Annotated in this window: 9 protein-coding genes, 9 tRNA genes and 5 rRNA genes; all 23 read left to right on the forward strand. The window is 47.5% G+C overall.

Annotated features, from left to right (window positions below; all coding sequences use genetic code 11):
• Positions 1 to 120: 120 nt before the first annotated feature.
• The 23 genes from MHI20_RS13555 to MHI20_RS13665 all read left to right on the forward strand — a co-directional run bounded on the left by MHI20_RS13555 (position 121) and on the right by MHI20_RS13665 (position 19,075).
• Positions 121 to 1,539: an anthranilate synthase component I family protein gene (locus MHI20_RS13555; protein WP_048002274.1), complete on the forward strand. Its 1,419-nt coding sequence runs from the start codon at positions 121 to 123 to the stop codon at positions 1,537 to 1,539.
• A 13-nt stretch (positions 1,540 to 1,552) separates the two neighbouring features.
• The gene (pabA, locus tag MHI20_RS13560) at positions 1,553 to 2,146 is read left to right on the forward strand and encodes an aminodeoxychorismate/anthranilate synthase component II (protein WP_008341810.1); all 594 of its coding nucleotides are present in this window, start codon (positions 1,553 to 1,555) and stop codon (positions 2,144 to 2,146) included.
• A complete protein-coding gene (pabC, locus tag MHI20_RS13565) occupies positions 2,143 to 2,991 on the forward strand; it encodes an aminodeoxychorismate lyase (protein ID WP_061417642.1) in 849 nt (282 codons plus the stop codon). Before pabA ends, pabC begins: the two co-directional genes overlap by 4 nt.
• Before the next feature lie 9 nt (positions 2,992 to 3,000).
• Positions 3,001 to 3,858, forward strand: a complete 858-nt coding sequence (gene folP / locus MHI20_RS13570) for a dihydropteroate synthase (RefSeq protein ID WP_024719371.1) — start codon at positions 3,001 to 3,003, stop codon at positions 3,856 to 3,858.
• Complete coding sequence (folB, locus tag MHI20_RS13575; RefSeq protein ID WP_024719372.1) at positions 3,851 to 4,213, forward strand: dihydroneopterin aldolase; 363 nt, start codon at positions 3,851 to 3,853, stop codon at positions 4,211 to 4,213. The genes folP and folB overlap by 8 nt, the downstream gene beginning before the upstream one ends.
• Positions 4,210 to 4,713, forward strand: coding sequence for a 2-amino-4-hydroxy-6-hydroxymethyldihydropteridine diphosphokinase (folK, locus tag MHI20_RS13580; protein ID WP_135009434.1), 504 nt, complete (start codon positions 4,210 to 4,212; stop codon positions 4,711 to 4,713). The genes folB and folK overlap by 4 nt, the downstream gene beginning before the upstream one ends.
• Entirely contained in the window at positions 4,665 to 4,898 is a 234-nt protein-coding gene (locus MHI20_RS13585) for a helix-turn-helix domain-containing protein (protein ID WP_008341798.1), read from the forward strand. Before folK ends, MHI20_RS13585 begins: the two co-directional genes overlap by 49 nt.
• Entirely contained in the window at positions 4,891 to 5,892 is a 1,002-nt protein-coding gene (dusB, locus tag MHI20_RS13590; RefSeq protein WP_340938958.1) for a tRNA dihydrouridine synthase DusB, read from the forward strand. The genes MHI20_RS13585 and dusB overlap by 8 nt, the downstream gene beginning before the upstream one ends.
• Positions 5,893 to 5,982: 90 nt before the next feature.
• On the forward strand, positions 5,983 to 7,482 hold the full coding sequence (gene lysS, locus MHI20_RS13595; RefSeq protein WP_024719373.1) for a lysine--tRNA ligase: 1,500 nt from the start codon (positions 5,983 to 5,985) through the stop codon (positions 7,480 to 7,482).
• Between the two features lie 341 nt (positions 7,483 to 7,823).
• Positions 7,824 to 9,372 (forward strand): 16S ribosomal RNA (locus MHI20_RS13600).
• A gap of 182 nt (positions 9,373 to 9,554) precedes the next feature.
• A 23S ribosomal RNA gene (locus tag MHI20_RS13605) occupies positions 9,555 to 12,485 on the forward strand.
• 61 nt (positions 12,486 to 12,546) lie between these two features.
• Positions 12,547 to 12,662, forward strand: a 5S ribosomal RNA gene (rrf, locus tag MHI20_RS13610).
• Between the two features lie 782 nt (positions 12,663 to 13,444).
• Positions 13,445 to 13,520: transfer RNA gene (locus tag MHI20_RS13615), tRNA-Val, on the forward strand.
• A 33-nt stretch (positions 13,521 to 13,553) separates the two neighbouring features.
• Positions 13,554 to 13,629 (forward strand) — tRNA-Thr (locus MHI20_RS13620).
• 37 nt (positions 13,630 to 13,666) lie between these two features.
• Positions 13,667 to 13,742 (forward strand) — tRNA-Lys (locus MHI20_RS13625).
• Between the two features lie 7 nt (positions 13,743 to 13,749).
• Positions 13,750 to 13,832, forward strand: a tRNA-Leu gene (locus tag MHI20_RS13630).
• Between the two features lie 30 nt (positions 13,833 to 13,862).
• A tRNA-Gly gene (locus MHI20_RS13635) sits at positions 13,863 to 13,934 on the forward strand.
• A 12-nt stretch (positions 13,935 to 13,946) separates the two neighbouring features.
• A tRNA-Leu gene (locus tag MHI20_RS13640) sits at positions 13,947 to 14,032 on the forward strand.
• Positions 14,033 to 14,043: 11 nt separating this feature from the next.
• Positions 14,044 to 14,120: transfer RNA gene (locus MHI20_RS13645), tRNA-Arg, on the forward strand.
• A gap of 7 nt (positions 14,121 to 14,127) precedes the next feature.
• Positions 14,128 to 14,204: transfer RNA gene (locus tag MHI20_RS13650), tRNA-Pro, on the forward strand.
• Positions 14,205 to 14,212: 8 nt separating this feature from the next.
• Positions 14,213 to 14,288: transfer RNA gene (locus tag MHI20_RS13655), tRNA-Ala, on the forward strand.
• A gap of 125 nt (positions 14,289 to 14,413) precedes the next feature.
• A 16S ribosomal RNA gene (locus tag MHI20_RS13660) occupies positions 14,414 to 15,962 on the forward strand.
• Between the two features lie 182 nt (positions 15,963 to 16,144).
• A 23S ribosomal RNA gene (locus MHI20_RS13665) occupies positions 16,145 to 19,075 on the forward strand.
• Together the 16S, 23S and 5S rRNA genes with 9 tRNA genes alongside form the textbook arrangement of a ribosomal RNA operon.
• Positions 19,076 to 19,080 lie beyond the last annotated feature (5 nt).

The raw sequence follows: 19,080 nt of genomic DNA on the forward strand, positions 1-19,080 counted from the left end.
TACACCCCAGCATTTGCTGGGTTTTTTTTATGAATTCTGAAGATGGAAAGCAAATACTATTTTCTAAATAAGTTGGATTGCATTACAATAAGATTAATGAAAATGAAAAAGGATGATAACATGACACAACGTAGGCCGATGGGCATCAAAATTCCTTTTACGAAAGATGCATTCTTGAAACGATACGAACAATTAACGGCTCATGAATCACATCACGTCCTTCTTGAAAGTGCACGTGGCGGAGAATACAGTATTGCCGGCATTCATCCGATCGCTAAAGCGAAAGGGAAGGACGGGATGACCACCATCCATTATCAGAATGAGGTGTTGTTCAAAGAGGGAGATCCTTTTAGAGCGTTTGCTGATTGGTTTCAAACCCTACAAACCGAAACGAACGACGAATACCCTGACTTCCAAGGTGGAGCGATTGGATTTTTAAGCTATGATTACGCAAGATATATCGAGCATTTTAAAATGCTGTCCATCGATGATTTGAAGACGCCTGATTTGTATTTCCTCGTATTCAATGATGTCGCTGTCTTTGATCATAATAAAGACGTCCTCTGGCTGATGACTCATACAGAAGGAGACGAACCTGTCAGTGAAGTTCATCAAAGACTCGAAGAATTAAAGCAAAGCTGGACAAGCACATCAGAAGAATCAGCACATTCACCTGTCAATGTGTCTTCTTCGGAATGTGTACCTGCTGCACCTTTTACTGAAGAAGCTTTCGGGGAAGCTGTAGAAACGATTAAACAATATATCGCCAGCGGTGACGTGTTCCAAGTGAACCTATCCATTAGACAAGATGAACAGCTTCATACCCACCCATATCATTTATACAAAACATTACGTCACGTGAATCCATCTCCATATATGTCATATCTGCACACGCCAGATTTCCAAATTGTCTGTGGATCTCCAGAGCTGCTTATTAAGAAAAAAGGCATTCAGCTCGAAACAAGACCGATCGCTGGCACAAGATCAAGAGGCAAGGATGATGCGGAAGATCAAGCGCTGGCAAAAGAACTCATTGAAGATGAAAAAGAACGCGCAGAACATGTAATGCTCGTTGATCTTGAGCGGAATGATCTTGGACGAGTGTCTACTTATGGCTCAGTCAAGGTGAACGAGTTTATGGCCATTGAGAAATATTCACACGTGATGCACATTGTATCAAATGTCCAAGGGGAGCTGCGTGATGATTGTGATGCAGTAGATGTCATGAGAGCTGTATTCCCAGGCGGCACAATTACAGGTGCGCCAAAAGTGAGAACAATGGAAATCATAGAAGAGCTTGAGCCGACAAGGCGTGGGCTTTATACTGGATCTATAGGCTGGTTTGGATTCAATCAAGATATGCATTTTAATATCGTTATTCGTACGGCTTATTGTACAGGGGGCAGAGCCTTCATGCAGTCAGGTGCAGGCATTGTCATCGATTCTGTACCAAAGCACGAATACAAAGAATCGATTAAAAAAGCCTATGCAGTGAAAAAAGCATTACAGTTGAGCAAAGAAGAGACTATTTTGAGTTAGAGGTGAGCAGAGTATGATATTAATGATTGATAATTACGATTCATTTACGTACAACCTGGTCCAGTATTTAGGTGAGCTTGGGGAAGAACTGATTGTAAAACGAAACGATCAAGTCACTATTCAAGAAATCGAAGAGCTCAAGCCAGACTTTCTGATGATTTCTCCAGGACCTTGCAGTCCGGATGAAGCAGGAATTAGTATGGAAGCGATTAAACATTTTGCTGGGAAGATTCCGATCTTCGGTGTCTGTCTAGGTCATCAATCCATTGCACAAGTATTTGGTGGAGATGTCATTCGTGCGGAGCGGTTAATGCATGGGAAAACATCAGAGATTGAACATGACGGCAAAGGTGTCTTCACGGGACTCCAAAATCCGCTCGTCGCAACGAGATATCATTCATTAATTGTTAAAGACGAGACGCTACCGGAGTGCTTTGTCAGAACAGCGAGCACAAAGGAAGGCGAACTCATGGCCATTCGCCATAAAGAACTTCCGATTGAAAGTGTTCAATTCCATCCAGAATCGATTATGACGTCCTTTGGTAAAGAAATGCTCAGAAATTTCATTGAAACCTATCGTAAAAAGGGGAATGAAGTAAACGCATGATCATTTACCTGAACGGTCAGTATATAGAGGAGAAAGACGCGACTCTTTCTCCTTTTGATCATGGTTTTCTATATGGCATCGGTGTATTCGAAACATTTACCTCTCTAGCAGGACAAGTCTTCTTGTTAGACTGGCATCTTGAAAGGCTCAATCAATCATTGCGTGACCTTTGCATCGAATCCACAATAGAGAAACCATTTGTACTCGACATCATTCATACATTATTCAATCAAAACCAAATAACGGACGGTCATGCGAGGATCCGCTTCAATGTTTCTGCGGGCAGAGGTAATGGATTTTCTGCAGACCCTTATGAGGAGCCTGTTGTTTTTGTGATGATCTCCCCCTTCCGGCCTGAATCAATAGTAGATGAAAAACAGGGAATCATTCTTGATACAAGAAGAAACACACCAGAAGGTCCAAGACGGCTCAAGTCGCATCATTACATGAACAACCTGCTGGCGAAAAGAGAAGTAGGGAACGATCCGTCGGTAGAAGGGATCTTTTTAACAAAAGAAGACGATGTGGCAGAAGGAATTACGTCAAATCTATTTTGGCGAAAAAAAGATGTGATCTATACACCTTCACTTGATACCGGCATTTTAAACGGGGTTACCCGTCGATATTGTATCGAAACGCTGCAAGCTTCGGGGATCCCACTAATAGAAGGAAGATATCCACTCTCACACTTGCTCTCAGCTGATGAGGCGTGGATGACCAATTCGGTTCAGGGAATTGTGCCTTTTAAAAATATCGGAGACACCGTCCTGCAAAACCACAACCGAACGATTTCGACCAAGCTGAGAACAGAATATACAAAAGAACGTCTAGAACATAAAGAGTAGGTGGACACAATGACACAACAATTGATAAAACAGCCTAAAATCATACAAGCCAAGCACCATACCCTTAGTTATGAAGAAAAGACATTGGTCATGGGCATTTTAAATGTCACACCGGACTCTTTTTCAGATGGAGGAAAATTCAATCAAATTGATAAAGCGCTGGCTCATGCAACGCAGCTCATAGAAGATGGGGCGCATATTATTGATATTGGCGGTGAATCGACTCGGCCGGGGGCGGCACTTGTCTCAGAGCAAGAGGAGCTTTCAAGGGTCATTCCTGTCATTGAGAAGATCACAAAAGAATTGGACATACCTATTTCTATTGATACGTATAAAGCCCATGTCGCAGATGAGGCAGTGAAAGCGGGAGCCTCAATCATTAATGATGTATGGGGGGCGAAAGCTGATCCTCAAATGGCGCATGTGGCAGCGAAGCACAACGTGCCAATCATCTTAATGCACAATCGACCAGAGCGGAATTACACCCATCTGATTTCAGATATGATTGCAGATCTGAAAGAAAGTGTTCAAATTGTAAAACAAGCGGGTGTCCGTGATGACATGATTATATTAGACCCTGGTGTAGGATTTGCGAAAAATAAAACTGACAACCTCATGGTCATGAATGAACTTGAACATTTTTGCCACCTAGGGTATCCGCTGCTTCTAGCAACATCCCGCAAACGATTCATCGGTGCAGTTTTAGACCTGCCGCCTGAAGAACGTACTGAAGGAACGGGTGCAACGGTCTGTCTTGGGATTCAAAAGGGCAGCGCGATGGTCCGAGTGCACGATGTAAAAGAAATCGCAAGAATGGCAAAAATGATGGATGCCATGCTGAATAAAGGAGGCGCTTATCATCGATAAAGTATATGTAAACGGAATGGAATTTTACGGCTATCACGGTGTATTTGCAGAAGAGAATAAACTAGGCCAGCGCTTTCGTGTGGACCTAACAGCTTCACTTGATTTAAGTAAGGCAGGACAAACGGATGACCTAAATGAGACCATCAACTATGCTGAGCTCTACAACATCTGCAAAAATATTGTAGAAGGGGACCCAGTGAACCTCGTTGAAACGCTGACAGAAAGAATTGCAAACCAAGTGTTAAAGGACTTTCCGACAGTTCAAGAATGTACAGTAAAAGTAATCAAACCAGATCCGCCAATTCCAGGACACTATCAGTCCGTTGCCATTGAAATGACGAGATCACGCGCATGAACAATACAGCATATATCGCTTTAGGGTCAAACATAGGTAAAAAGGAAACCTATTTAAAAGAAGCTGTCAAAAAACTTCACGAACATCCAGGTGTTCAAGTTGAATCCATTTCATCTATATATGAGACAACACCTGTAGGCTACGAGAATCAGGATGACTTCTTGAACATGGCTGTGAAGATTTCCACCTCGCTTCGTCCTGAAGAACTTCTATCACTGACTCAGAAAATTGAGCAGGAGTTAGGCAGAACAAGAGAAGTGAGGTGGGGTCCACGGACAGCTGACCTTGACATTTTACTTTATAATCGTGAAAATATTGAAACAGAACAACTTGTAGTGCCGCATCCTAGAATGTACGAACGTTTATTCGTTCTTGTTCCGATGAGTGAGATTTGCCCAGAAATCGGCGAAGCCCAGATAAACGCCGTAACAGACCAAGAAGGTGTAAGCATATGGAAAAAGACATGTGGGGTAGAAGAATTCGTGCATACCGAAAGCTAAAAGGGTATACTCAGGAAGGGTTCGCCAAAAGACTGGGCATCTCTGTCTCTGTCTTAGGGGAAATTGAGCGAGGCAATCGATTACCAACAAACCAAATGGTTGGTCAAATAGCAGATGCTTTAAATATAACGGTGGAAGAACTTTCACCAATACTTGAAGAAGAAAGGAGGGGACATGATGTTTAAAATCGGAGATATCGAAATTAAAAACAAAGTAGTGCTCGCACCAATGGCTGGTGTGTGTAACTCTGCTTTCAGACTCACGGTGAAAGAGTTTGGAGCGGGCTTAGTCTGCGCTGAAATGGTCAGTGACAAAGCGATCTTGATTAATAATGCCAGAACGATGGGCATGCTGTACATTGATGAACGTGAAAAACCGTTGAGCCTTCAGATATTTGGGGGAGAAAAGGACACGCTCGTAGAAGCGGCCAAGTTTGTAGACCAGAATACAACGGCGGACATTATTGATATTAATATGGGATGTCCTGTACCAAAGATCACGAAATGTGACGCAGGAGCGAAATGGCTGCTTGATCCAAACAAGATTTACGAAATGGTATCCGCAGTCGTAGAAGCTGTAGATAAACCTGTTACTGTGAAAATGAGAATGGGCTGGGACGAAGACCATATCTTCGCTATCGACAATGCCCGTGCTGTTGAACGAGCAGGTGGACAAGCGGTTGCGCTTCACGGACGGACACGTGTGCAGATGTACGAAGGAACAGCGAATTGGGATATTATAAAAGAGGTCGAACAATCTGTTTCCATTCCAGTCATCGGCAATGGAGATGTCAAAACCCCTCAAGATGCAAAACGTATGCTTGATGAAACGGGTGCAGATGCTGTCATGATCGGAAGAGCCGCACTAGGAAACCCGTGGATGATTTACCGGACGGTTCATTATTTAGAAACGGGTGAACTAAAAGAAGAGCCTAATGTGCGTGAGAAAATGTCTGTGTGCAAACTTCACTTAGACAGACTCATAGACCTGAAAGGTGAGCATGTGGCTGTCAGAGAAATGAGAAAACATGCAGCATGGTACTTAAAAGGTGTCCGAGGCAATGCAGATGTAAGAAACCAAATCAATCAAAGTGAAACGAGAGCGGAGCTTGTAAAAGTTCTAGATGACTTTACGATCGAAGCCGAGGCAAAAGAGCTTCAAAGAATAAAAGTAGGATAAGACTATCTTTCTTTTTGTAGCTCACTGCTAGTGCACGTACTGGCAGTTTTTCTGCTTTTCTCTGCAAAATACATTATTGGAGTGATATAAATGAGTAATGAAGGGCTTAATAACGAAGAATTAAATGATCAATTCCAAGTAAGACGTGACAAAATGAATAAAATGAGAGAAGAGGGTATCGATCCATTCGGTGAACGATATGACCGTTCTCATCAATCCGCACAAATTATTGCTGAATATGACGAGTTTTCAAAAGAAGACTTAGAAGAAAAAGCAGCTCAAGTAACAATTGCTGGCCGTATGATGACAAAACGCGGAAAAGGGAAAGCTGGCTTTGCACACATTCAAGACTTAGAAGGACAAATTCAAATCTATGTACGTAAAGATAGTGTAGGAGAAGAAGCTTACGAATTATTCAAAAGCTCGGACCTAGGCGATATTATCGGTGTGACGGGAACCGTATTTAAAACGAATGTAGGAGAACTTTCAATTAAAGCGACTAGCTTTGAGGTTCTTACAAAAGCACTTCGCCCGCTTCCTGATAAATATCACGGACTAAAAGATGTAGAACAACGCTATCGTCAGCGTTACCTTGACTTGATTGTCAATCCAGAAAGTAAGCAGACGTTCATCATGCGAAGCAAAATCATTCAATCAATGAGAAGATACTTAGATTCAAAAGGATACCTAGAAGTTGAAACACCAACAATGCATAGCATCCCTGGTGGTGCATCAGCTCGTCCTTTCATTACTCATCACAATGCACTTGATATGCCGCTTTATATGCGTATTGCGATCGAGTTGCATTTAAAACGTCTAATTGTCGGTGGTCTAGAGAAAGTATACGAGATTGGCCGCGTATTCCGTAATGAAGGAGTCTCAACTCGTCATAATCCGGAATTTACTATGATTGAGCTGTATGAAGCATATGCAGACTATAAAGACATCATGAACCTAACGGAAAACTTGATTGCTCATATTGCCCAAGAGGTACTAGGAACAACAACGATTCAATATGGAGAAGATCAAATTGATCTAAAACCTGAATGGAAGAGACTCCATATGGTTGAAGCAGTCAAAGAAGCAACAGGTGTAGACTTCTGGCAGGAGATGTCTGTAGAAGAAGCAAAACAGCATGCTGCTGATCACGATGTTGAAATCACAAAAAACATGACAGTAGGTCATATTATCAATGAGTTCTTCGAGCAAAAAGTAGAAGAAACACTGGTTCAGCCTACTTTTATTTACGGGCACCCAGTTGAGATTTCTCCATTAGCTAAGAAAAATCCTGAAGACCCGCGCTTCACGGACCGCTTTGAGCTATTCATCGTGCGTCGTGAGCATGCAAATGCATTCACCGAACTGAATGATCCAATCGACCAAAGAGAACGCTTTGAAGCTCAATTAAAAGAACGCGAAGAAGGAAATGACGAAGCGCATCTCATGGATGACGATTTTGTTGAAGCATTAGAATATGGCATGCCGCCAACAGGCGGACTAGGAATCGGTATCGACCGATTAATCATGCTGCTAACAAATTCTCCATCAATCAGAGATGTACTGCTTTTCCCGCAAATGAGAAACCGTTAATACATCAACAAAAGCGCCATTTGATCTGTGGCGCTTTTTATTTTTCATAAAATGAAATTTTTTTCAAAAAAACTATTGCAAGAAAAGAATCCAGATGGTATATTATTATTCGTTGCCGCAAAACAGCAACGAGGTTGAAAAAAGAAAATGAAAAAAGTTCTTGACTTCAACTAAAGCGAAATGTTAAGATATTAAAGTCGCTTACGAGCGATAACGAAGATGATCTTTGAAAACTAAACAAGACAAAACGTACCTGTTAATTCGAGTTTTTATAAAAAATCCTATGATACATCATAGGTAGTCAGTCAAACTGGCGAAAAGCAAAACTTCGGTTTTGTACTTTTTCGGAGAGTTTGATCCTGGCTCAGGACGAACGCTGGCGGCGTGCCTAATACATGCAAGTCGAGCGGACAGAAGGGAGCTTGCTCCCGGATGTTAGCGGCGGACGGGTGAGTAACACGTGGGTAACCTGCCTGTAAGACTGGGATAACTCCGGGAAACCGGAGCTAATACCGGATAGTTCCTTGAACCGCATGGTTCAAGGATGAAAGACGGTTTCGGCTGTCACTTACAGATGGACCCGCGGCGCATTAGCTAGTTGGTGAGGTAACGGCTCACCAAGGCGACGATGCGTAGCCGACCTGAGAGGGTGATCGGCCACACTGGGACTGAGACACGGCCCAGACTCCTACGGGAGGCAGCAGTAGGGAATCTTCCGCAATGGACGAAAGTCTGACGGAGCAACGCCGCGTGAGTGATGAAGGTTTTCGGATCGTAAAGCTCTGTTGTTAGGGAAGAACAAGTGCAAGAGTAACTGCTTGCACCTTGACGGTACCTAACCAGAAAGCCACGGCTAACTACGTGCCAGCAGCCGCGGTAATACGTAGGTGGCAAGCGTTGTCCGGAATTATTGGGCGTAAAGGGCTCGCAGGCGGTTTCTTAAGTCTGATGTGAAAGCCCCCGGCTCAACCGGGGAGGGTCATTGGAAACTGGGAAACTTGAGTGCAGAAGAGGAGAGTGGAATTCCACGTGTAGCGGTGAAATGCGTAGAGATGTGGAGGAACACCAGTGGCGAAGGCGACTCTCTGGTCTGTAACTGACGCTGAGGAGCGAAAGCGTGGGGAGCGAACAGGATTAGATACCCTGGTAGTCCACGCCGTAAACGATGAGTGCTAAGTGTTAGGGGGTTTCCGCCCCTTAGTGCTGCAGCTAACGCATTAAGCACTCCGCCTGGGGAGTACGGTCGCAAGACTGAAACTCAAAGGAATTGACGGGGGCCCGCACAAGCGGTGGAGCATGTGGTTTAATTCGAAGCAACGCGAAGAACCTTACCAGGTCTTGACATCCTCTGACAACCCTAGAGATAGGGCTTTCCCTTCGGGGACAGAGTGACAGGTGGTGCATGGTTGTCGTCAGCTCGTGTCGTGAGATGTTGGGTTAAGTCCCGCAACGAGCGCAACCCTTGATCTTAGTTGCCAGCATTCAGTTGGGCACTCTAAGGTGACTGCCGGTGACAAACCGGAGGAAGGTGGGGATGACGTCAAATCATCATGCCCCTTATGACCTGGGCTACACACGTGCTACAATGGACAGAACAAAGGGCTGCGAGACCGCAAGGTTTAGCCAATCCCACAAATCTGTTCTCAGTTCGGATCGCAGTCTGCAACTCGACTGCGTGAAGCTGGAATCGCTAGTAATCGCGGATCAGCATGCCGCGGTGAATACGTTCCCGGGCCTTGTACACACCGCCCGTCACACCACGAGAGTTTGCAACACCCGAAGTCGGTGAGGTAACCTTTATGGAGCCAGCCGCCGAAGGTGGGGCAGATGATTGGGGTGAAGTCGTAACAAGGTAGCCGTATCGGAAGGTGCGGCTGGATCACCTCCTTTCTAAGGATATATGGAGCAGCGTACGTTTTTCGTCTTGTTTAGTTTTGAAGGATCATTCCTTCAAACATGTCTCTAGCGAGACAGGATTGTTCTTTGAAAACTAGATAACAATAAGTAATACATTCACATTGAATGCAATGCAAAGTTCATCACACATAGTGATTCTTTCTAAAGTAAGAAATGGTTAAGTTAGAAAGGGCGCACGGTGGATGCCTTGGCACTAGGAGCCGATGAAGGACGGGACGAACACCGATATGCTTCGGGGAGCTGTAAGCAAGCTTTGATCCGGAGATTTCCGAATGGGGAAACCCACTGCTCGTAATGGAGTAGTATCCATACTTGAATACATAGAGTATGAGAAGGCATACCCGGGGAACTGAAACATCTAAGTACCCGGAGGAAGAGAAAGCAAATGCGATTCCCTGAGTAGCGGCGAGCGAAACGGGAACAGCCCAAACCAAGAGGCTTGCCTCTTGGGGTTGTAGGACACTCTATACGGAGTTACAAAGGAACGATATAAGCGAAGAGGTCTGGAAAGGCCCGCCAAAGAAGGTAACAGCCCTGTAACTGAAATGTTGTTCTCTCCAGAGTGGATCCTGAGTACGGCGGAACACGTGAAATTCCGTCGGAATCCGGGAGGACCATCTCCCAAGGCTAAATACTCCCTAGTGACCGATAGTGAACCAGTACCGTGAGGGAAAGGTGAAAAGCACCCCGGAAGGGGAGTGAAATAGATCCTGAAACCGTGTGCCTACAAGTAGTCAGAGCCCGTTAACGGGTGATGGCGTGCCTTTTGTAGAATGAACCGGCGAGTTACGATCCCGTGCAAGGTTAAGCAGAAGATGCGGAGCCGCAGCGAAAGCGAGTCTGAATAGGGCGCATGAGTACGTGGTCGTAGACCCGAAACCAGGTGATCTACCCATGTCCAGGGTGAAGTTCAGGTAACACTGAATGGAGGCCCGAACCCACGCACGTTGAAAAGTGCGGGGATGAGGTGTGGGTAGGGGTGAAATGCCAATCGAACCTGGAGATAGCTGGTTCTCTCCGAAATAGCTTTAGGGCTAGCCTCAAGGTAAGAGTCTCGGAGGTAGAGCACTGATTGGACTAGGGGCCCCTACCGGGTTACCGAATTCAGTCAAACTCCGAATGCCGATGACTTATCCTTGGGAGTCAGACTGCGAGTGATAAGATCCGTAGTCGAAAGGGAAACAGCCCAGACCGCCAGCTAAGGTCCCAAAGTATACGTTAAGTGGAAAAGGATGTGGAGTTGCTTAGACAACCAGGATGTTGGCTTAGAAGCAGCCACCATTTAAAGAGTGCGTAATAGCTCACTGGTCGAGTGACTCTGCGCCGAAAATGTACCGGGGCTAAACGTATCACCGAAGCTGCGGACTGTTCTTACGAACAGTGGTAGGAGAGCGTTCTAAGTGCAGTGAAGTCAGACCGGAAGGACTGGTGGAGCGCTTAGAAGTGAGAATGCCGGTATGAGTAGCGAAAGACGGGTGAGAATCCCGTCCACCGAATGCCTAAGGTTTCCTGAGGAAGGCTCGTCCGCTCAGGGTTAGTCGGGACCTAAGCCGAGGCCGAAAGGCGTAGGCGATGGACAACAGGTTGATATTCCTGTACCACCTCCTCACCATTTGAGCAATGGGGGGACGCAGGAGGATAGGGTAAGCGCGGTATTGGATATCCGCGTCCAAGCAGTTAGGCTGGGAAATAGGCAAATCCGTTTCCCGTGAAGGCTGAGCTGTGATGGCGAGCGAAATTTAGTAGCGAAGTTCCTGATTCCACACTGCCAAGAAAAGCCTCTAGCGAGGTGAGAGGTGCCCGTACCGCAAACCGACACAGGTAGGCGAGGAGAGAATCCTAAGGTGATCGAGAGAACTCTCGTTAAGGAACTCGGCAAAATGACCCCGTAACTTCGGGAGAAGGGGTGCTTCTTAGGGTGTTAAAGCCCCGAGAAGCCGCAGTGAATAGGCCCAGGCGACTGTTTAGCAAAAACACAGGTCTCTGCGAAGCCGTAAGGCGAAGTATAGGGGCTGACGCCTGCCCGGTGCTGGAAGGTTAAGAGGAGCGCTTAGCGTAAGCGAAGGTGCGAATTGAAGCCCCAGTAAACGGCGGCCGTAACTATAACGGTCCTAAGGTAGCGAAATTCCTTGTCGGGTAAGTTCCGACCCGCACGAAAGGCGCAACGATCTGGGCACTGTCTCAACGAGAGACTCGGTGAAATTATAGTACCTGTGAAGATGCAGGTTACCCGCGACAGGACGGAAAGACCCCGTGGAGCTTTACTGCAGCCTGATATTGAATGTTGGTACAGCTTGTACAGGATAGGTAGGAGCCTTGGAAACCGGAGCGCTAGCTTCGGTGGAGGCATCGGTGGGATACTACCCTGGCTGTATTGACCTTCTAACCCGCTGCCCTTATCGGGCAGGGAGACAGTGTCAGGTGGGCAGTTTGACTGGGGCGGTCGCCTCCTAAAATGTAACGGAGGCGCCCAAAGGTTCCCTCAGAATGGTTGGAAATCATTCGCAGAGTGTAAAGGCACAAGGGAGCTTGACTGCGAGACCTACAAGTCGAGCAGGGACGAAAGTCGGGCTTAGTGATCCGGTGGTTCCGCATGGAAGGGCCATCGCTCAACGGATAAAAGCTACCCCGGGGATAACAGGCTTATCTCCCCCAAGAGTCCACATCGACGGGGAGGTTTGGCACCTCGATGTCGGCTCATCGCATCCTGGGGCTGTAGTCGGTCCCAAGGGTTGGGCTGTTCGCCCATTAAAGCGGTACGCGAGCTGGGTTCAGAACGTCGTGAGACAGTTCGGTCCCTATCCGTCGCGGGCGCAGGAAATTTGAGAGGAGCTGTCCTTAGTACGAGAGGACCGGGATGGACGCACCGCTGGTGTACCAGTTGTTCTGCCAAGGGCATCGCTGGGTAGCTATGTGCGGACGGGATAAGTGCTGAAAGCATCTAAGCATGAAGCCCCCCTCAAGATGAGATTTCCCATTCCGCAAGGAAGTAAGATCCCTGAAAGATGATCAGGTTGATAGGTCTGAGGTGGAAGCGTGGTGACACGTGGAGCTGACAGATACTAATAGATCGAGGACTTAACCTATATTCTAATGTGAAAAATGAACATTGTTATCTAGTTTTGAGAGAACATTCTCTCCATCAGGTTTGGTGGCGATAGCGAAGAGGTCACACCCGTTCCCATACCGAACACGGAAGTTAAGCTCTTCAGCGCCGATGGTAGTTGGGGGTTTCCCCCTGTGAGAGTAGGACGCCGCCAAGCTTTTCAAAAGATCAGTTCCAGTCGGAATTGGTCTTTTTTGTGTTTTAATAAATGATATATCTATTTATATTGAAAATAGTGGTCTTTTACTACATTCTCAATAACTCATTCATTTCATCCCCTTCACTGGAATTCTAGACATTCTATAAAATTCTTATCATCCAATCTCGTCGCTCGCTCATCTTGCTAAGAGTCAACATCGAAAGAGTAAACATGTCTAAAAAGGATCTTCTCTTCTGGCAACCATATGTAGTGAACTGCGCTTGCTGCTAGATCATTGAAACCTACATAAGAGAGCAAAGGGCATCTTGGTTTGCTAATGAGAGAGGGGAGGAAGATTTGAGTTAAGCACCACAATGTTTGATGAGGCAAGGGAACATTGAGACGAATTTTTGGAAAATGACCAGGATCAATTTAATATAAAGCAAATATACAAAATGGTTTCTCGGAAAAATAAAATAATAAAAAAATTCGTTTCTATATGCACGCTATCTGAGGATTTAAGGAATGAAACAAACATTTTTCAGCTTTAAAAGAGCTGTTTTTACATTGAAAAAGCGCTATTAATGCCCTTTTTAACAAAAAAACATAAAAAAATGAAAAAAAGACTTTTAAAATGAAGAGACAAGTGGTAAAATTCTTTAGGTGCCTTAACGAAAAGATGTGAAAAAATAGCTTTAAAATAAATTCAAAAATTATTTTAAAAAAGTCTTTACAAACAATATCTTATCGTTATATAATACTATTTGTCAGATCGAGAGACATTCGAAACGACATAATATGGAGGATTAGCTCAGCTGGGAGAGCATCTGCCTTACAAGCAGAGGGTCGGCGGTTCGAGCCCGTCATCCTCCACCATATTTATTCTTACATAATGTTAGGATAGATAAAGCCGGTGTAGCTCAACTGGTAGAGCAACTGACTTGTAATCAGTAGGTTGGGGGTTCAAGTCCTCTTGCCGGCACCACTTTCATATGGTAAGATAGACAAGTCGCTTTAAAAGCGAGCCATTAGCTCAGTTGGTAGAGCATCTGACTTTTAATCAGAGGGTCGAAGGTTCGAGTCCTTCATGGCTCACCATTTTCATGCGGGTGTGGCGGAATTGGCAGACGCGCTAGACTTAGGATCTAGTGTCTTTATGACGTGGGGGTTCAAGTCCCTTCACCCGCATTGCCAAACAACATAAAGAAATCCTGTAATGCGGAAGTAGTTCAGTGGTAGAACACCACCTTGCCAAGGTGGGGGTCGCGGGTTCGAATCCCGTCTTCCGCTTATACCATCCACGCCGGGGTGGTGGAATTGGCAGACACACAGGACTTAAAATCCTGCGGTAGGTGACTACCGTGCCGGTTCAAGTCCGGCCCTCGGCATTATAAAATAAGCGCCCGTAGCTCAATTGGATAGAGCGTTTGACTACGGATCAAAAGGTTAGGGGTTCGACTCCTCTCGGGCGCGCCATTAAGATCGGGAAGTAGCTCAGCTTGGTAGAGCACTTGGTTTGGGACCAAGGGGTCGCAGGTTCGAATCCTGTCTTCCCGACCATCTTTTATGGGGCCTTAGCTCAGCTGGGAGAGCGCCTGCCTTGCACGCAGGAGGTCAGCGGTTCGATCCCGCTAGGCTCCACCAATATGATCTTTGAAAACTAAACAAGACAAAACGTACCTGTTAATTCGAGTTTTTATAAAAAAATCCTATGATACATCATAGGTAGTCAGTCAAACTGGCGAAAAGCAAAACTTCGGTTTTGTACTTTTTCGGAGAGTTTGATCCTGGCTCAGGACGAACGCTGGCGGCGTGCCTAATACATGCAAGTCGAGCGGACAGAAGGGAGCTTGCTCCCGGATGTTAGCGGCGGACGGGTGAGTAACACGTGGGTAACCTGCCTGTAAGACTGGGATAACTCCGGGAAACCGGAGCTAATACCGGATAGTTCCTTGAACCGCATGGTTCAAGGATGAAAGACGGTTTCGGCTGTCACTTACAGATGGACCCGCGGCGCATTAGCTAGTTGGTGAGGTAACGGCTCACCAAGGCGACGATGCGTAGCCGACCTGAGAGGGTGATCGGCCACACTGGGACTGAGACACGGCCCAGACTCCTACGGGAGGCAGCAGTAGGGAATCTTCCGCAATGGACGAAAGTCTGACGGAGCAACGCCGCGTGAGTGATGAAGGTTTTCGGATCGTAAAGCTCTGTTGTTAGGGAAGAACAAGTGCAAGAGTAACTGCTTGCACCTTGACGGTACCTAACCAGAAAGCCACGGCTAACTACGTGCCAGCAGCCGCGGTAATACGTAGGTGGCAAGCGTTGTCCGGAATTATTGGGCGTAAAGGGCTCGCAGGCGGTTTCTTAAGTCTGATGTGAAAGCCCCCGGCTCAACCGGGGAGGGTCATTGGAAACTGGGAAACTTGAGTGCAGAAGAGGAGAGTGGAATTCCACGTGTAGCGGTGAAATGCGTAGAGATGTGGAGGAACACCAGTGGCGAAGGCGACTCTCTGGTCTGTAACTGACGCTGAGGAGCGAAAGCGTGGGGAGCGAACAGGATTAGATACCCTGGTAGTCCACGCCGTAAACGATGAGTGCTAAGTGTTAGGGGGTTTCCGCCCCTTAGTGCTGCAGCTAACGCATTAAGCACTCCGCCTGGGGAGTACGGTCGCAAGACTGAAACTCAAAGGAATTGACGGGGGCCCGCACAAGCGGTGGAGCATGTGGTTTAATTCGAAGCAACGCGAAGAACCTTACCAGGTCTTGACATCCTCTGACAACCCTAGAGATAGGGCTTTCCCTTCGGGGACAGAGTGACAGGTGGTGCATGGTTGTCGTCAGCTCGTGTCGTGAGATGTTGGGTTAAGTCCCGCAACGAGCGCAACCCTTGATCTTAGTTGCCAGCATTCAGTTGGGCACTCTAAGGTGACTGCCGGTGACAAACCGGAGGAAGGTGGGGATGACGTCAAATCATCATGCCCCTTATGACCTGGGCTACACACGTGCTACAATGGACAGAACAAAGGGCTGCGAGACCGCAAGGTTTAGCCAATCCCACAAATCTGTTCTCAGTTCGGATCGCAGTCTGCAACTCGACTGCGTGAAGCTGGAATCGCTAGTAATCGCGGATCAGCATGCCGCGGTGAATACGTTCCCGGGCCTTGTACACACCGCCCGTCACACCACGAGAGTTTGCAACACCCGAAGTCGGTGAGGTAACCTTTATGGAGCCAGCCGCCGAAGGTGGGGCAGATGATTGGGGTGAAGTCGTAACAAGGTAGCCGTATCGGAAGGTGCGGCTGGATCACCTCCTTTCTAAGGATATATGGAGCAGCGTACGTTTTTCGTCTTGTTTAGTTTTGAAGGATCATTCCTTCAAACATGTCTCTAGCGAGACAGGATTGTTCTTTGAAAACTAGATAACAATAAGTAATACATTCACATTGAATGCAATGCAAAGTTCATCACACATAGTGATTCTTTCTAAAGTAAGAAATGGTTAAGTTAGAAAGGGCGCACGGTGGATGCCTTGGCACTAGGAGCCGATGAAGGACGGGACGAACACCGATATGCTTCGGGGAGCTGTAAGCAAGCTTTGATCCGGAGATTTCCGAATGGGGAAACCCACTGCTCGTAATGGAGTAGTATCCATACTTGAATACATAGAGTATGAGAAGGCATACCCGGGGAACTGAAACATCTAAGTACCCGGAGGAAGAGAAAGCAAATGCGATTCCCTGAGTAGCGGCGAGCGAAACGGGAACAGCCCAAACCAAGAGGCTTGCCTCTTGGGGTTGTAGGACACTCTATACGGAGTTACAAAGGAACGATATAAGCGAAGAGGTCTGGAAAGGCCCGCCAAAGAAGGTAACAGCCCTGTAACTGAAATGTTGTTCTCTCCAGAGTGGATCCTGAGTACGGCGGAACACGTGAAATTCCGTCGGAATCCGGGAGGACCATCTCCCAAGGCTAAATACTCCCTAGTGACCGATAGTGAACCAGTACCGTGAGGGAAAGGTGAAAAGCACCCCGGAAGGGGAGTGAAATAGATCCTGAAACCGTGTGCCTACAAGTAGTCAGAGCCCGTTAACGGGTGATGGCGTGCCTTTTGTAGAATGAACCGGCGAGTTACGATCCCGTGCAAGGTTAAGCAGAAGATGCGGAGCCGCAGCGAAAGCGAGTCTGAATAGGGCGCATGAGTACGTGGTCGTAGACCCGAAACCAGGTGATCTACCCATGTCCAGGGTGAAGTTCAGGTAACACTGAATGGAGGCCCGAACCCACGCACGTTGAAAAGTGCGGGGATGAGGTGTGGGTAGGGGTGAAATGCCAATCGAACCTGGAGATAGCTGGTTCTCTCCGAAATAGCTTTAGGGCTAGCCTCAAGGTAAGAGTCTCGGAGGTAGAGCACTGATTGGACTAGGGGCCCCTACCGGGTTACCGAATTCAGTCAAACTCCGAATGCCGATGACTTATCCTTGGGAGTCAGACTGCGAGTGATAAGATCCGTAGTCGAAAGGGAAACAGCCCAGACCGCCAGCTAAGGTCCCAAAGTATACGTTAAGTGGAAAAGGATGTGGAGTTGCTTAGACAACCAGGATGTTGGCTTAGAAGCAGCCACCATTTAAAGAGTGCGTAATAGCTCACTGGTCGAGTGACTCTGCGCCGAAAATGTACCGGGGCTAAACGTATCACCGAAGCTGCGGACTGTTCTTACGAACAGTGGTAGGAGAGCGTTCTAAGTGCAGTGAAGTCAGACCGGAAGGACTGGTGGAGCGCTTAGAAGTGAGAATGCCGGTATGAGTAGCGAAAGACGGGTGAGAATCCCGTCCACCGAATGCCTAAGGTTTCCTGAGGAAGGCTCGTCCGCTCAGGGTTAGTCGGGACCTAAGCCGAGGCCGAAAGGCGTAGGCGATGGACAACAGGTTGATATTCCTGTACCACCTCCTCACCATTTGAGCAATGGGGGGACGCAGGAGGATAGGGTAAGCGCGGTATTGGATATCCGCGTCCAAGCAGTTAGGCTGGGAAATAGGCAAATCCGTTTCCCGTGAAGGCTGAGCTGTGATGGCGAGCGAAATTTAGTAGCGAAGTTCCTGATTCCACACTGCCAAGAAAAGCCTCTAGCGAGGTGAGAGGTGCCCGTACCGCAAACCGACACAGGTAGGCGAGGAGAGAATCCTAAGGTGATCGAGAGAACTCTCGTTAAGGAACTCGGCAAAATGACCCCGTAACTTCGGGAGAAGGGGTGCTTCTTAGGGTGTTAAAGCCCCGAGAAGCCGCAGTGAATAGGCCCAGGCGACTGTTTAGCAAAAACACAGGTCTCTGCGAAGCCGTAAGGCGAAGTATAGGGGCTGACGCCTGCCCGGTGCTGGAAGGTTAAGAGGAGCGCTTAGCGTAAGCGAAGGTGCGAATTGAAGCCCCAGTAAACGGCGGCCGTAACTATAACGGTCCTAAGGTAGCGAAATTCCTTGTCGGGTAAGTTCCGACCCGCACGAAAGGCGCAACGATCTGGGCACTGTCTCAACGAGAGACTCGGTGAAATTATAGTACCTGTGAAGATGCAGGTTACCCGCGACAGGACGGAAAGACCCCGTGGAGCTTTACTGCAGCCTGATATTGAATGTTGGTACAGCTTGTACAGGATAGGTAGGAGCCTTGGAAACCGGAGCGCTAGCTTCGGTGGAGGCATCGGTGGGATACTACCCTGGCTGTATTGACCTTCTAACCCGCTGCCCTTATCGGGCAGGGAGACAGTGTCAGGTGGGCAGTTTGACTGGGGCGGTCGCCTCCTAAAATGTAACGGAGGCGCCCAAAGGTTCCCTCAGAATGGTTGGAAATCATTCGCAGAGTGTAAAGGCACAAGGGAGCTTGACTGCGAGACCTACAAGTCGAGCAGGGACGAAAGTCGGGCTTAGTGATCCGGTGGTTCCGCATGGAAGGGCCATCGCTCAACGGATAAAAGCTACCCCGGGGATAACAGGCTTATCTCCCCCAAGAGTCCACATCGACGGGGAGGTTTGGCACCTCGATGTCGGCTCATCGCATCCTGGGGCTGTAGTCGGTCCCAAGGGTTGGGCTGTTCGCCCATTAAAGCGGTACGCGAGCTGGGTTCAGAACGTCGTGAGACAGTTCGGTCCCTATCCGTCGCGGGCGCAGGAAATTTGAGAGGAGCTGTCCTTAGTACGAGAGGACCGGGATGGACGCACCGCTGGTGTACCAGTTGTTCTGCCAAGGGCATCGCTGGGTAGCTATGTGCGGACGGGATAAGTGCTGAAAGCATCTAAGCATGAAGCCCCCCTCAAGATGAGATTTCCCATTCCGCAAGGAAGTAAGATCCCTGAAAGATGATCAGGTTGATAGGTCTGAGGTGGAAGCGTGGTGACACGTGGAGCTGACAGATACTAATAGATCGAGGACTTAACCTATATTC

Origin of the sequence: Bacillus sp. FSL K6-1106 (assembly GCF_038005245.1) — a bacterium.
Lineage (GTDB): Bacteria > Bacillota > Bacilli > Bacillales > Bacillaceae > Bacillus > Bacillus altitudinis.